Source organism: Agrobacterium tumefaciens, from assembly GCF_013337285.1.
Lineage (GTDB): Bacteria > Pseudomonadota > Alphaproteobacteria > Rhizobiales > Rhizobiaceae > Agrobacterium > Agrobacterium burrii.
In genome coordinates this window covers 478,293-492,913 of record NZ_SUPW01000001.1, presented here as the reverse complement: position 1 = coordinate 492,913, position 14,621 = coordinate 478,293, and the positions used below count along the sequence as shown (strand labels likewise).

The following is a 14,621-nucleotide window of genomic DNA, read 5'->3' as shown; positions in this document are numbered from 1 at the left end:
TATCTTTGCGTTTGATAGGCTTCAGGGGCAAGTCACCACTCCATGACGAGGCAACAATTGCCGCCGACGCTGCCGCCGAAAGCTTTTGGTTCTCCTCAGTGTGGTGAATACGGTTGGTGGCCCCTCAATATCCCGCGACGTGGCTTGTTTGGCTTAAGCCTTAGTGGACTGCGGGATCCTCGTCTTCAAGAAAGCTACGAATGCCGTCCTTTTCGCACGTGGCAAGGAATTCTTCCCATGCATCTTTATCGGTGGCGAAAGGCTCGTCCCAGGTGGTGACAAGGTCATTTTCGCTTATGACCTCAAGCTTCCAATCCTGCTGCGTGCCGGCGGATCGGTAAATATCAACGAGGACCGTGATGCCGTCATCTTCGAATTCGCCTGAAAATTCGGAGTGTTCGATTTTTGATTTCTTCGCCATGTCTATGTCCTTCAGGCTCAGGCTTCGTCAGGGTGCTGGGGGTGTCCTTGAACGCGATAACCGTCAGGGAGACGGCGATGGCGGTAAGAACAAATTTGGTCTAGCGCTCAATCCACCAGCCTCCAGCAAGTCAAATGCGCGCCGTCAGGGCGGGAGAGAACCAAACACCACGCAAAGCTAACGCGCAGTTGCGAGGGCGGACCCGCTGGCTACAATGTGGCTAAAACAAATATAGCCAGCTCTGGGGGAACTGGCTATCTATCTGATTTTTATGGTCGGAGCGGCGGGATTCGAACCCACGACCCCTTGACCCCCAGTCAAGTGCGCTACCGGGCTGCGCTACGCTCCGAACCTGAAAGCCGTTTATATATAAGCCTGTTAGGGCGCAAGCGGAAAATCGCCTTTTCTCAAAAAAAGGAACAAAGGGTGTGGATGGCGGGCAGGGGAGAGACTGTCGTTCCGTTTATTGCCGGTTGCTTCCGTCAAACGCCTGACACATCCTCTTTCCATCATGGCTGGAACCTGCCGTGAACTTCAGCGTTCAATTGCAGCGGAATTGAAACTCAGGGAGATAAATATGTCCGAACTCGTCGTTGTTGGTTTTGATGGAACGGAAGAGGCTGATCGGGTCCTTCTGAAGCTTGCCGGCCTGAAAAAGGAATATCTGGTCGATCTGGAAGACGCCGTGGTCGTCGTTCGTGATGAGAACGGCAAGGTGCATCTGAAGCAGAGCGTCAATCTGACGGCGCTTGGTGCAAGCTCCGGTTTTCTGTCCGGCGGCCTATGGGGCGGTCTTGTTGGCCTGCTGTTCCTCAATCCGCTGGCGGGCTTCGCAATAGGCGGCGCGATTGGTGCCGGCACGGGCGCGCTGGCGGGTTCACTGACCGATTTCGGCATCGATGACGATTTCATCAAATCCCTTGGCGAAACCATCCCCAATGGCTCGTCGGCGCTGTTTGTGTTGATACGCAAGGTACAGCCGGAAAAGGTTATGGCGGAACTGGAAGGGCTGCGCGGCCGGGTCATCAAGACCTCGCTGTCCCCGGAGCAGGAGGCGCAATTGCAAAAGGCCCTGTCGGGTGAAACCGCACAGGCTGCCGCACCCGTCGCTTAGTGGAAACACGAAGAACGCTGCGGCATGATCCATGCCGCAGCGTTTTATCCAGATGAGTCTCCTGAAGAAGCCGCTTAGACGGTCAGCGTGCCGGGTTTTGCCTGCGGCCAGGTGAGATAATAGTAGCGGCTGCCGACGCTGCCGAAAAACGCGTTGGCGCCGGAGATGCTGTCAACATAAGCGCCGCTGGCGCTCTTGGCGTAGGCTGAGCCGTCGCGTTTGAGGTGATCCTTCAGAAAATCGCTCCAGCCCGTCGTGGCGATCTCGGTTGCCGGTTTCGAAGTGGTTTTCGAATCGGACTTTACATCCCACGCCTTGATCTGCGCGCCTTCGGATGGATCGGATACGGTGAGCGTGCCGGCTGCCAGTGCTTCCAGCATCGCCTTTGCCTGCGAGCCCTTGTCCGGGTCCTTGGACAGGTCCTCCAGCATCGCCTTCAGATCCTTCATGAAACCGGCCTGTGTGATATCGCCGGATGACGCCTGAGGTGTAGTCTCGGTCTGCGTCTCTTCGCCGGAGGTCTGCGCATATTGCGCCAGAAGCTGTGTCAGCCTCGTATTGGTGGAAGAAGAAGACGTATCGACGCCATAGGCGCCAAGAAGGGCTGCCCGTGACGAGGAGGATGAGGTTGCGGTGGAATTGTCATCCTGCTCCTTGATGGCCTTGAGGGCTAATCTCGTGGCAGTGAGGCGGGTGGACAGGTCGACGGAGGAAACCATCTCGGTAACTTTTCCATGATCAGCCCGATACGCATCATTCGTACCGAACCGGCTTGGCGCGGATCCTTGATCCCGCCTTTCGTCTTCTCTCATAAGAAGACCGGGTGCGTCCCGCGCCGCTTGGGCTTGGGGTGCACCCGGTCTAATGAAGGAAGTTTGCGCGACGCTTGCGCCTTAATTTTCCTGAACGGAAACGCCGTTCGGGCCGATATTCATCTCGATGCCCTTCGGCTTGCTTTCCTCGTGCCAGACATAGGCTCCAAGGCCAATAAGGACCACCATCAGTGCGCCGATGATGAGATAGAGATTATTGGTCTGCGTCATAAGATGTCTCCCCGTTTGACGATCGTAATCGGGGGCTAAACGCATGAAATCGCGCAGGGTTCCGTAAGGGGAAGCATTTTAGGCGCGGCTTGTGCGGCGGCGCAGGCTTTCGCGTTTTTCCAGTGCCATGCAGCCCCACAATATGCCGAGCAGCAGGAAGAAATGCCGCCAGTGATCGGTATCGATGACGGCGCCGATCATGACGTGGCCGACAAAGGTCACCCAGGAAATGATCAGAAACGGCTGCCATGGCCGCGGCCGCAGCAGCTGCCTGAAACCGGCAGCGATCGTCCAGCAGATCAGCGTCAGATAGATCACGAAGCCGAACCAGCCATGCGTGGTCAGGCTTTTCAGCCAGATATTATGTTCGGCGGCGGGAAAGATATTGTCGAACACCATCGGCCCGATGCCGAGCGGATGCTCCATCGCCAGCAGGAAACCTAGATAGTGACGGGCAAAACGCCCCAGATGCCCGCCATCATAGGATTGCACCGCCGATGCGCGGCTGAAGAACAGGTCGGAGACCTGTTTGAATTGCAGCGCGATGATGACGGCTGCGACCATGAGCGCGACCGCAACGAGAAACAGCACGAGAATTTTCAGGCGAAACGCGGCTGTGCGCTCCTTCAGCAGCATGACGAAGACGAGCAGGAGGGCGGCGAATAAAAACAGGCCCCATGCCGCGCGCGAAAACGACAGGAACACGCCAAGCGACAGGATCAGCAGGCCGAGGATACGCCAGGGCGCATGCATCGCCTTGCCCGTAAGCAGGCCATAGATCAGGTAAAGCGACGGTGTCACCAGGAAGGGACCGAAGACGTTCGGGTCCTGAAAGGCACCCTTGGCGCGATCGTAAAGCGTGAAGACTTCGAAGCCGGGAAGGGCGTGAAAATATCCGATGATACCGAGCAGCGAGGTGATCAGCGCCGCCGCAAGCCAGGCGCGAAAAATCAGCAGCAGCCGCTGGTATTTGTCCTCGATGATCGCCGCGTAAAAAACCGAGGTCAGCGCCAGAAAGGTCGAGACGGCGAGGTAAAGCGGTCCCTCGTCCAGATCGGCCATGGTGGTCAGCGAAAGATAACCGCCGACATTAAAGGCAAGCAGCAGGCACAGCAGCAGCACGACGGTGCGGGAAAGGCGCAGGCCCAGAAGGAACCAGATGGCCACTTGCCCGACCATCATCAGTTCGTAGGGCGCCGGTTCGGAGATGACGAAGCCGGAGAGGAACACGCCGAAGGCAATGAAGAACGAACCGACGAGCCGCATGGCGGCGAGTGGCGCGTCAAAACCCGGTGCGTGCTGGTAACCGACGTGGGTCAATAGGCGTTTTCCGATTTGAGCAGCCGTATCGGCGTCAGGAACAGGATCTTGAGATCGAGGAAAAGCGACCAGTTCTCGATATAATAAAGATCGTATTCGGTGCGGAACTTGATCTTGTCGCCATGGTCGATTTCGCCGCGCCAGCCATTGATCTGCGCCCAGCCGGTCACGCCCGGCTTGACCTTGTGGCGCGCGAAATAATGCTCCACCACTTCGGTATATTTCAGATCACCCGTCTGGGCATGCACTGCGTGCGGGCGAGGGCCGACCAGCGAGAGATCGCCATAGAGAACGTTGAAGAGCTGCGGCAGTTCGTCCATCGACGATTTGCGCAGGAAACGGCCGACGGGTGTGACGCGCGGGTCGTTCTTGGTGACGGCCTTCTTGGCGGTGGGGTCGCTGAGTTCCGTATACATGGAACGGAACTTCCAGACATTGATCGTCTCATTGTTGAAGCCGTGACGCTTCTGTTTGAAGAGGACGGGGCCTTTGGAAGTGGCCTTGACGGCAATCCCGGCACCCAGCATCACCGGCCAGAAAAGGGCGATGCCGAGGAGGCTGAAGGTGATGTCGAATATCCGTTTCGCCACCGAATCCCAGTCGCGGATCGGCTTGTCGAACACATCGAGCATCGGCACATTGCCCACATGCGAATAGGCGCGCGGACGGAACCGCAATTTATTGGCATGTGCTGCGATGCGAATATCAACCGGCAGCACCCAGAGTTTGCGCAAGAGCTGGAGAATGCGAGCCTCTGCACTGAGCGGCAGCGCGATGATCAACATGTCGAGCTTCGTCAGACGGGCAAATTCCACCAGTTCGGCAAAGGTGCCGAGTTTGGGATAACCGGCGACAACCTCTGGCGAGCGCTCGCTTTTCCGGTCATCAAAAATCCCGCAGATGCGGATATCATTGTCCGACTGCTGCTCGAGCGAACGGATGAGGTCTCTGGCAGCATCGCCGCCGCCGACGATGACGGCGCGGCGTTCCATGACGCCATTACGGCCCCAGTGGCGAATGGCGAAGCCAAGGATCAGCCGTCCGGTGAAAATGGCTACCGCGCCTATCGCGTACCATATGCCGAAAGCCGGCCAGGAATGCAGCGCATCGGGAAAAAAGGCGAGAAGGAAGCAGGCGATGCCCACGAAAGACAGACACACTGCGCCCTGAATGCGGGCAAACATCTTCAGCGGCGTGCGCAGCGTCGGCAGTTGGTAACAATCGCTCGCCTGCAGCAGGAACACGCAGAGCGCCGCGCCCAGAACGCCGGCCGCGAAAACCGAGAGAAAGGTTTCAAGACCCCGGTCGGCGGCGATGCCGTTGACGATGGCGGCGATGACCACGAGCATCGTGAATTCCAGCAGCCGCAACTGGCCGATCACCATATTCGGTGAATGGTTGCCGGCACGCAGCTGGTTGGCGATCTGCCGAGCAAGCGGATTGAGAACAACGGTCTCGGACGCCGAAGGCTCACCGGCTTCGCGCTCGGAGATTTGCTTGCGCAACGACGCCAGATCGAATTGCAGTCTGTCCTTGTCAGCCTTGGTCATTACTTGGTCCGCACCCTCTAGCGGATCGGCCCGAAAATCGAGATCGATTTTCGATGGGAACGATGCGCAACTTCAAAGTGGTAAAGCCTCCTTGCGTAGCGTCCGAACGGACACACGCGCTCTACGAGCAGGAAACTAGCCGAAACATGCTAAGAAACGTTTATGATGCTTTTCTACAGGATGGCGGAATATACAATTAAAAATCGTGTTTTTAAAATGTCTTTAGACGTGAGGCGCGCTTTAGCGTGAAAGCAGGTCGCGATAGAGCTTCATCATGTCATCGGCCATGACAGGTGTTGAAAACTTCGCCTTAAAGCTGTTTGGTGGGGGCATCACCCGCTTTGACCAATCGCCGTCTTCAGCGTCCCTGACCATGATTTTCGCCAGCGCCTCGGCGTCCCCGGCCGGAACCAGCGCCTCGCTGTCTTCTCCCAGAACCTCGGGAATGCCGCCGACATGTGAGGCGATAACCGTCTTGCCCGCCGCCAGCGCCTCAAGCACGATATAGGGCATGGCTTCGGCGCGTGAGGGAACCACCACTGTCTCCGCCAGCTCGAAGGCCTGTCTGGCGGGCATGGCGGCGTGCATGGCAATCCGCCGGGAAAGCCCTGATTTGTCGATCATATCAGCATATTTGTCCCTGTCCGGTCCATCACCGACGATAACCCCGGACATGGGGTGGCCGATACTGCGCTCCATCCTGGCGAAGGCCTTGATGAAGACATCAGGCCCCTTGAGGTCGCGCAACATGCCGATATAGAGGAAACGGGCGGCATCCTCGCGAACCGGCACGGTTTCGAACTCGCTTTCCTGCACGCCGTTATAGATCATCGCCGTTCGGGTGCGCGGCTTGCCGACCTTGGTTTCATAAGTCCGCTGTTCGAAATTGCAGACGAAACAGAGCGCGTCGGTGAAATGTTCCTGAAACCGCTCGAGCCGCAGGAACAGCTGCCCCTTCAGGCTCTTGCGATCATAATGCAGGCTGCCGCCATGCGGCGAGTAGAGGCGGGCTACGCGATACCTGTTCGCCCGCAACAATGAGCCGATCAGCCGGGCAAGAGCGCCACCCTTGGCGCTATGCCCGTGCAAGATGTCCGGCCGCAAACTTTTTATCTGCTTGTAGGATCTCCAGAGCGCCGGCAGGTCGCCTGGGCCGATGGAGCGCCTGATGGGCAGGCGGGTAAGTCCCAGCTCCAGCATCGGGGCTATCTGGGTGAAAAGCCGTTCCTCATGCGCGCCGCCGGTCGAGCTGTCGCAGACGATGCCGACCTTGTGGCCCTGTTTGACATGTTCTTCGATCAGGTCGCGCACATGGCGGAAGACACCGCCGACGGGGGAGCGGAAACAGTGAATGATGCGCAGGGGAGGGCCGTCATCCGACACGTGTGCCACTCCGTTTTCAGAAGAAGCGTTCACGCACATAGACCGTATCGCCCGCAAGAATGGGTGCGGTGATGCCGATCCGGCCGGTCATTACCTCGGCATTGATCTTGCGGGTAAGATCGACATCGGCCTGATTGGCGCGCGGGGTAAATCCGCCGGCAATGGCAATGGCGTTCTGCACCGTCATGCCGGGCACATAGGAATATTGGCCGGGACGACCAACTTCACCCATGATGAAAACGGGGCGATACCGGTCGATCTCGATCGTCACATCAGGGTCGCGCAGATAACCCTGGCGCAATTTCGCGGCAATGGCGGCTTCGAGCTGCGGCAATGTCTTGCCGCGGGCAGGAACCTGACCGACAAGCGGGAAGGCGACATAACCGGCCTGATCGACCGTGTAGGTGTTCGTCAGTCCCACCTGTTCGAAAACGTTGATGCGCAGCCTGTCGCCGCTATCGACATGATAGGGTTGCAGGGCGGCCTCATTGAATGAGCGCGGCGCGGGTTGATATGCCGCGCAACCGGAAAGGGCCGTCAGAACGGCTAGCGTCAGTGCGGTGACATGTCGTGATCCGGCGAGCGGCATCTCATCTGGCTCCGAGTCGATCTATGAGCATTCTTATCGTTCTGTTAGGGTTAATGCGCGGTAAACAGTCGGTCCGGAGTATTGCAATATCTGATTTATTTTGTCGGATTCGCGGGGATTAACTGTTGTGTTACCGCCAAGACTTACAATCCGCGAAAATTGGCCATCTATATTTGAGCGCCCGAGATTTGTCTCGGTTACGGAGCTTACATGAACGGCGATCGCATTGATGACAGGGATGTGGATATCGATCTGGGGCAGCTTGTCGCGGCCATATGGCGGCGCAGGGGCCGGATCGCGGCCGTCACGCTTCTGGCCGGCGGCGCCGCCTTCGTGATCGCCAGCATGATGTCGCCCGCCTATAAAGGCGAGGCGCGTGTCCTCATCGAATCCCGCGCGGCCTCCTTCGGCGCTTCGCAGCAGTCGAATGCGCCGGCAGAACCTGTGCTCGATGAATTGACTGTTTCCAGCCAGGTGCAGATTCTGCAATCGGTCGACCTCATCAAGCAGGTCGCGAAAAATATGAAGCTTTATGAGTTGCCGGAATTCGATCCGGAGGCGCGTCCTTCTCTCCTGTCGGGACTGCTGGTCGCCGTCGGTATCAAGAAGGATCCGCTTCAGGTGCAACCCGAAGAGCGGGTGCTGAAGGCATTCCGCGAGAAATTGCAGGTCTATCAGGTCGAAAGCTCGCGTGTCATCACCGTTGAGTTCTCCTCGGAAGATCCGAAGCTCGCCGCCGCCATCCCCAACGAGATGATGAAGGCCTATATCGCGCTGCAAAGCGGTGCAAAACTCGATACCAGCACGGAAGCGGCACGCTGGCTGGAGCCGGAAATCGCCAGTCTGCGCGAAAAGGTGCGCGATGCGGACAGGAAAGTCGCGGACTACCGCGCCTCATCCGATCTCCTGTCGGCCGGGCAGGGCGAAACGCTCGCCACCCGCCAGCTCAGTGATATCTCGACCGAACTCGGCCGTATCCGTGGAGAGCGTGCGAATGCGGAAGCGCGGGCGGAAGGCGTGCGCAATGCGCTTTCCAGCGGCCGCCCGCTCGATACGTTTCCGGATGTCGTCGGTTCCCCGACGATCCAGCGGTTGAAGGAAAACGAAACGGGCATCCGCAGCCAGATTTCCGATCTGACCTCCTCGCTGCTGGAAGGCCATCCACGCATCAGGGCGCTACGCAACCAGCTGGACGGCATACAGCGGCAGATTCAGGAAGAAACCCGCAAGGTGCTGGCAAGCCTTGAAAACGAGGCCAATGTTTCCCGCCTGCGCGAACGGCAACTGGTTCAGCAATTAAACGTCTTGAAAACGGAAAGCGTGCGTGCCGGTGAGCAGCAGGTTGGTCTGAACGATCTGGAACGCGAGGCCTCGGCCCAGCGCCAGCTTCTGGAAACCTATCTTGCCCGTTATCGTGAGGCGACCTCGCGCGCCGGTTCGGTGGATTCCACGCCCGCCGACGCGCGCGTGATCTCAGGCGCGGTGGAGCCGCGTGAACCCTATTTCCCGAAAACCGGAGCCATCACCATCGTCGTTACGCTGGCGGCCTTTCTGCTCTCCTGCATCGTTGTCATGCTGGTGGAACTCTTCACGGGACGCGCCTTAAAGCCGGTGGGCAGAAATCAGGTTCCGCCGCTGTCCGATCCGCCTGCGCCGACGCGTGCGCCCGCCGATACGGATGAGACTACGGATCCGCCGGAACAGCCGGTTGCCACACATCATGAGACTTCACCACCAGCCGTCCAGGCCCTGCCTGCTGCTGCCTACCAGCAGCCACCTGTTGTCGAAGAGCAGCGGCCGGTACCGGTCGCCGCCGTCGCTGCTGCTTCGGTTTTACCGGTGAAAGAGGTCGCAACTTTGAAAGAAGAGGCGGCGAAAGAGGAGATCGAAACCTCCGACGATTTCTCGATCGATGCCGTTGCGGCCTTTCTGGCCACCCGCCTTGCCAAGCCCGTCGCCGCCGTCGTCTCGCCAGCCGGTGACAGCGGTTCGACCACCACCGTCATGCTGGCGCGCGCCCTGTCTGAAATGGGTCGCTCTGTCGTTCTTGTCGATATGACGGCTTCGGCCTGTCCCACGCGTCTGATGGCGCCAGAGGCCGGGCTGCCGGGTGTCATGGACCTTCTGGCCGGCGCCGCCGCCTTTGGCGAAACCATTCACGGTGATCGGCTATCTGACGCCCATATCGTGCCGCGCGGCAATGCGCAGCCGCGTGAGGCCATGCGCGCCATCGACCGCCTGACGATGATTCTAAGCGCCCTGTCTGACGCCTATGATACGGTTCTGGTCGAATGCGGCTCGGTGCAGATTTCGAGCCTTGAAAAAATGCTACGCAATCTGCCGGCGGAAATCATCGTTTCCGTGCCCGGCAAGGATGGCGAGATGCTGGAAAAGACGCTCGGTGAGCTGGTGGCCCAGGGCTACGAACAGGCATTGCCGATGACCGGCATGCGCAAGCCGGGTCGTCTCAGCGCCGCCTGACGGACGGCAAACCCTCTCAGTCAGTAACAGACATGGCATCCGTTCTTGGCCGCCCGGCGCGAAAACGCTGGATCAGCGCATAGAGCGCCGGGTTTGACTTGATCAGGCTCTTCGTCCTGGCGATGGCGACATAGGCCGAGGCCGCTGCGCGCCCCTTCAATGTCACCGGCAGGAATATATCGTGCTGGGCGGTGGAAAGCGGACACCAGCTGCGTTTGTAAAGCTGGTCGCCAACGCCGAAATCGAAGAGTGCGGCTTTCTCCTTGCAGGCCCGTTCGATCATCAGCCAGAACAGCAACTCCCCGGGGCTGAGTTCCGAGACCGACTCATCGATCGATCCAAACTGACAGATGATGTGGTCCTGCTTGCGCGAAAGCCCGGATATGGCGGCAATAACGCCTTCGTTTTCTCCATGCAGGCGAATGGCGTGCAGCTCCAGAAGACTGTCCGTGCCCGTTTCCGGAAAGTTGGCCAGATCGTAGAAAAAGTCCTTCACCGATTGGCTCCGGAAAACATCCGGGATGCCCTGTGAGGCGAAGCGGGTGGCCTTTTGCCGGAAGAAAGCCTGCAATAACTCGCATTTTTCCTGTGGCGAACGGACAATCACATGGCTGTAACCGCCCATTTCCTCGGCCCTTCGGCTCTGGATACGGAATTTCTTTCGCCGCCTCTTGGCGTTGACCTGCCGCAAGGTGCTTTCAAAACTCTCCAGCAGCGGCAGTTGAAAGGCGGGGTTCTGATTTTCGACGGAGGCCAGATACGAAAGCGGATTGGTCCTGCCGCGCCAGGTGAGCGGTATGTTCTGCAAGGCCAGGATATCCGCCCGGCCATGCAGCAGTTTTCGCGCCTCGCGGGCAATCGCCGCCGCCGTCTTATGTTCTGCCTGTTCGGCAAAGGACGGATCGAAAAGCCCGGTATTGATATTGTTGAAACGGCCGCCCGGAAAACGCGCCTTGCGGATGCCGCCTTCCTGCACGATTTCAAGCGGCAGCAGGAAAACCGTCTTTCCGACCTGTCTGCCGCGAATGATGAGCAGCGGGCTTTTTTGTGTCTGCGCCCAGATGGAGCACCAGCCGAAACCCTGATGCAGGGAGTTGAGCGGATCTCTCTCCATCTGCTCCCAGTCGGCGCGGATGGTGGAAGCATCATCGACGAGATCGATCACCAGACGGTCGGCACCCCGCCGTTCGCCTTGGATGGCGGTCGACGTTTTGCTCTCGCTGATTGTGACCGGCCCCTCAGCCGCCATCCACTCTCTCCGGTTGTTTCGGTGGGACTATATCGCTGAGCGGCAAACAATCGGTTTATAAAATTGCGACCTCAGGGTGTTGCGCGAACATTGGCGCTTATCCCTGCTTTCTGGGTCCGGCCATCCATTTGATGATAAGCATGGCCGGCAATATCCACAAAAGCCCGCTCAGCACGAAATAGGCGAGATGCACCCACCAGGGCGATTGCGCCAGCATCGCCGATGCGATGGCCGTCGCCGCCACGGCGTAGATGACGACGAGGCAGATGATGACGACGGTGCCGATAAGCGATCTGAAGCGAGGGTGCATGAAATCTTCCATCATGAGAGCATGTCTCCCCAAAGTGTCATCGGTTTTGGGAAAAAGACATGCGTAAAACAAAAAATCAGATCGTCTTGGCGATTCGAAGAAGAGGCAGGACGATCTAATATCTGGCGTGACTATACCGCCGCGACCGCATGCCGCAAACCCTGAGGCCTTGTTTTGTGGTGCCGGTTGGGGCTAATCAACATCACTGTATGAGGGAGACCTGAAAAGATGCGTTCAAGCAGCATGACGATGGCAAACGGTTCCGCGGAAATGGTGGTGGAGGCTGCCCTGCAGAAGCAGGAAAAGAACCGCCGCCTGCTGCGCCTCTGGCTGCGCGTCGTTCTCTTCACGCTTTTCTGTCTCGTGCTGGTCGGCGGCGCCACGCGGCTCACCGAATCCGGCCTGTCGATCACCGAATGGAAGCCCATCCACGGTGCTATCCCGCCGCTTTCGGTTGCCGAATGGGAAGAGGAATTCCAGCTCTATAAGCGCATTCCGCAATATCAGGAAATCAACAGGGGCATGTCGCTTGACGAGTTCAAGACGATTTTCTGGTGGGAATGGGCGCATCGCCTGCTGGCCCGCGCCATCGGTCTCATCTTCGCTTTGCCGCTCGCCTTCTTCTGGCTGACCGGCCGCGTTGAAAAGCGTTTGCGCCTGCCCTTGGTCGGCCTTCTGGGGCTCGGTGGTTTTCAGGGCTTTATCGGCTGGTGGATGGTATCATCAGGTCTCGTCAATCGCACGGATGTCTCGCAATATCGTCTTGCCACGCATCTGACCATTGCCTGCCTCATCTTCGCCGGCTGCATGTGGATATTGCGCGGCCTGTCGCATCATTCGCCTGAGGCGGCTGATGAAAAGACGGGCAGGGGCTTTGCCGGCCTGTTGACGGTGCTCTGTCTGTTCCAGATTTATCTCGGCGCGCTGGTGGCGGGGCTGAACGCCGGCCTTTCCTACAACACCTGGCCGTTGATGGACGGCTCACTGGTGCCGGGCGATCTCTTCCTGCAGCAGCCCTGGTGGATCAACCTCTTTGAAAACCCGAAGACGGTGCAGTTCATCCACCGTGTCGGCGCCTATACCCTGTTTGCCGCCACACTGTGGCACATGGTGTCGATGGCGCGCGCCTTGCCGAATACGCCACACGCACGCCGCGCCGTGCTGTTCTTCGTGCTCGTTTCCATTCAGGCGGCGCTCGGTATCACCACGCTTCTCATGCATGTGGATATTCATGTGGCGCTCGCCCATCAGGGCATGGCACTGTTCGTCCTTGGTTTTGCAGTCGCCCACTGGCGCGGTTTCATTGGCGAATATCCGGCACCTGTCGCCGTCGAAGTCAGGGACTGAGCGCACTCAGAACTGCTTCAACACCGTTTTGAGGGTGGCCGCAACAGCGAGTTCGTTGTCGCGCTCTTCCGCATTGCCGTCTTCTTCGTGCCACGCGGCCGAGAGGCAGCCATAAGCGAAGGCATATTGCAGCAACACCCGTTCATCCCGCTGTAGCGCTCTCGAAAAAATCGCCGCCATGGAGGCGATGCGCGCTTCGCTGCGTGTCAGGTCGAAGCGGTCGAGTGGATTGGAGAACATGTTGGCGACATCGAGCGCCGCATCGCCGATCAGGCCGGCCGGGTCGATGATGATCCAGCCGCGCCCGCTGCGCATGATGTTCTCGTGATGCAGATCGCCATGCAGCGGCTTCACATCCCGTTGCCCGTCGATAAGCTCCTGCGCCAGCGTGGCGGCTTCGATATAGATGCTCTCGACGCCATCGGTGCGATCCTGTTCGGCCTTGCGGAACAGGCTTTCGAAATAGAGAGGCAATGTCAGCAGGCTTGAGGGCGGGGGCTGCTGCGATGGCTGATGGTATGTGAGCAGAACATCGGCGGCGATTTCCGTGGCCGCATCGTCGTCACCGTCGCGGAACAGTACATCGCGCAGCGTCTCCGCGCCGGCATGTTCCATCAGCAGAATATCATCGGAACGCTCGAGTAGTTCCACGCAGCCGACACCCGCGCGCCACGTGATGAAATCCGCACCGCGAAGACTGTCCTTCAGCACCTTATTTTTCAGGACTTTGGCGACGGCTGGAGAGCCGTCACCACGCGTCACCGCGTAGACCACCCCGGCCGGCGTGTCGGCAATCTGTTTTGCGGCCTCGATATTCCACGAGGCCGGAAAAGACGGGGTGGTTCGGCTCATGCAAAAAGCCTCATGCCGACAGCATCAGTTCCATGTTCTGCACAGCCGCGCCGGATGCGCCCTTGCCGAGATTGTCGAGCAGCGCCACGAGATTGATGTGTTCGCCGCCCGGTGTGCCGAAAACGAACAGCTTCATCGTGTCCTTGCCCGCCAATTCCTCGGCATCGATGCGGGAAAGCCCCTTGCTTTCGGCAAGCGGCACCACACTGACGATATCCTGGCCCGCATAATGGGCGGTGAGCGCGGCATGCACCGTCTCGATGCTCGTACCTTCCTTGAGGTCGGCGGCAAACAACGGAACCTGCACGATCATGCCCTGTGCGAAACGTCCGACGGAAGGCGCAAACAGCGGCGCGCGGTCAAGCTGGCCGTGAATGGTCATTTCCGGCACATGCTTGTGGGCGAGCGTCAGGCCATAGAGGAAATTATTGGCGCTGATCGCGTCGTCGCGGCTCTGGTCTTCCATCTGCGCGATCATCTGCTTGCCGCCACCGGTATAACCGGAAACCGCATTGACGCTGATCGGATAACCATCGGGCAGGATGCCGGTAGCGCGCAGGGGACGGATGAGGCCGATTGCGCCGGTCGGGTAGCAGCCCGGATTGGCGACGAAGCGGGCGGAACGAACCTTGTCGCCCTGCTCGCTGTCCATCTCGGCAAAACCGTAAGCCCAGTCCTTGTGGACGCGATAAGCGGTCGAGGTATCGATGATGCGGACATTGTTGTTGCCGGCCACCATCGAGACAGCTTCCCGCGAAGCATCATCAGGCAGGCAGAGGATCGAAATGTCGGCGTTGTTGAGCATATCCTCGCGCATTGCGCCATTGCGGCGCTCTGCTTCGGGAATGGACAGCAGTTCAATATCGCGGCGACCAGCAAGGCGCGTGCGGATCTGCAGACCCGTGGTGCCGTGTTCGCCATCGATGAAGATCTTCGCTGTCATGTCCTTGTCCTGACTTTTC

14 protein-coding genes and 1 tRNA gene are annotated in these 14,621 nt (G+C 58.9%); 3 read left to right on the top strand and 12 right to left on the bottom strand.

Annotation, left to right across the window (positions count from 1 at the left end):
- Window positions 1–160 precede the first annotated feature (160 nt).
- Together FCH38_RS02360 and FCH38_RS02355 are read right to left on the bottom strand one after the other, a co-directional pair.
- Window positions 161–421: a hypothetical protein gene (locus FCH38_RS02360; protein ID WP_149897782.1), complete on the bottom strand. Its 261-nt coding sequence runs from the start codon at window positions 419–421 to the stop codon at window positions 161–163.
- A 272-nt stretch (window positions 422–693) separates the two neighbouring features.
- A tRNA-Pro gene (locus tag FCH38_RS02355) sits at window positions 694–770 on the bottom strand.
- A gap of 228 nt (window positions 771–998) precedes the next feature.
- Here FCH38_RS02355 and FCH38_RS02350 point away from each other — a divergent pair.
- Window positions 999–1,535: a DUF1269 domain-containing protein gene (locus FCH38_RS02350; protein WP_149897781.1), complete on the top strand. Its 537-nt coding sequence runs from the start codon at window positions 999–1,001 to the stop codon at window positions 1,533–1,535.
- A 74-nt stretch (window positions 1,536–1,609) separates the two neighbouring features.
- On the opposite strand, the gene FCH38_RS02345 is transcribed toward FCH38_RS02350, so the two are convergent.
- The 6 genes from FCH38_RS02345 to uppC form a co-directional block, all read right to left on the bottom strand.
- Window positions 1,610–2,254, bottom strand: a complete 645-nt coding sequence (locus FCH38_RS02345) for a hypothetical protein (protein ID WP_174372722.1) — start codon at window positions 2,252–2,254, stop codon at window positions 1,610–1,612.
- A gap of 174 nt (window positions 2,255–2,428) precedes the next feature.
- Window positions 2,429–2,578, bottom strand: a complete 150-nt coding sequence (locus FCH38_RS02340) for a hypothetical protein (protein ID WP_174372721.1) — start codon at window positions 2,576–2,578, stop codon at window positions 2,429–2,431.
- Window positions 2,579–2,656: 78 nt separating this feature from the next.
- Window positions 2,657–3,898 carry a polysaccharide biosynthesis O-antigen ligase family protein UppF gene (uppF, locus tag FCH38_RS02335; protein ID WP_153513571.1) on the bottom strand — a complete coding sequence of 414 codons (1,242 nt, stop codon included), beginning with the start codon at window positions 3,896–3,898 and terminating at the stop codon, window positions 2,657–2,659.
- Window positions 3,895–5,448, bottom strand: a complete 1,554-nt coding sequence (gene uppE, locus FCH38_RS02330; RefSeq protein ID WP_153513572.1) for a polysaccharide biosynthesis glycosyltransferase UppE — start codon at window positions 5,446–5,448, stop codon at window positions 3,895–3,897. Before uppE ends, uppF begins: the two co-directional genes overlap by 4 nt.
- 240 nt (window positions 5,449–5,688) lie before the next feature.
- Window positions 5,689–6,831: a polysaccharide biosynthesis type 4 glycosyltransferase UppD gene (gene uppD / locus FCH38_RS02325; RefSeq protein WP_174372720.1), complete on the bottom strand. Its 1,143-nt coding sequence runs from the start codon at window positions 6,829–6,831 to the stop codon at window positions 5,689–5,691.
- Window positions 6,832–6,847: 16 nt separating this feature from the next.
- The gene (gene uppC, locus FCH38_RS02320; protein ID WP_046800338.1) at window positions 6,848–7,420 is read right to left on the bottom strand and encodes a polysaccharide export protein UppC; all 573 of its coding nucleotides are present in this window, start codon (window positions 7,418–7,420) and stop codon (window positions 6,848–6,850) included.
- Between the two features lie 210 nt (window positions 7,421–7,630).
- On the opposite strand from uppC, the gene uppB reads away from it, so the two are divergent.
- Window positions 7,631–9,901 carry a polysaccharide biosynthesis protein UppB gene (gene uppB, locus FCH38_RS02315; RefSeq protein ID WP_174372719.1) on the top strand — a complete coding sequence of 757 codons (2,271 nt, stop codon included), beginning with the start codon at window positions 7,631–7,633 and terminating at the stop codon, window positions 9,899–9,901.
- Between the two features lie 16 nt (window positions 9,902–9,917).
- Here the strand turns inward: uppB and uppA are convergent, their stop codons facing one another.
- Window positions 9,918–11,150 carry a polysaccharide biosynthesis GNAT family N-acetyltransferase UppA gene (gene uppA / locus FCH38_RS02310; RefSeq protein ID WP_174372718.1) on the bottom strand — a complete coding sequence of 411 codons (1,233 nt, stop codon included), beginning with the start codon at window positions 11,148–11,150 and terminating at the stop codon, window positions 9,918–9,920.
- A 97-nt stretch (window positions 11,151–11,247) separates the two neighbouring features.
- Window positions 11,248–11,460 carry a DUF2842 domain-containing protein gene (locus tag FCH38_RS02305; RefSeq protein ID WP_174373116.1) on the bottom strand — a complete coding sequence of 71 codons (213 nt, stop codon included), beginning with the start codon at window positions 11,458–11,460 and terminating at the stop codon, window positions 11,248–11,250.
- Window positions 11,461–11,688: 228 nt separating this feature from the next.
- On the opposite strand from FCH38_RS02305, the gene FCH38_RS02300 reads away from it, so the two are divergent.
- Window positions 11,689–12,807 (top strand): COX15/CtaA family protein, encoded by a 1,119-nt coding sequence (locus FCH38_RS02300; protein WP_174372717.1) that lies wholly within the window; start codon window positions 11,689–11,691, stop codon window positions 12,805–12,807.
- 6 nt (window positions 12,808–12,813) lie between these two features.
- On the opposite strand, the gene FCH38_RS02295 is transcribed toward FCH38_RS02300, so the two are convergent.
- Complete coding sequence (locus FCH38_RS02295) at window positions 12,814–13,659, bottom strand: aminoglycoside phosphotransferase family protein (protein WP_174372716.1); 846 nt, start codon at window positions 13,657–13,659, stop codon at window positions 12,814–12,816.
- 10 nt (window positions 13,660–13,669) lie between these two features.
- Window positions 13,670–14,602 (bottom strand): N-acetyl-gamma-glutamyl-phosphate reductase, encoded by a 933-nt coding sequence (gene argC, locus FCH38_RS02290; RefSeq protein WP_149897770.1) that lies wholly within the window; start codon window positions 14,600–14,602, stop codon window positions 13,670–13,672.
- Window positions 14,603–14,621 lie beyond the last annotated feature (19 nt).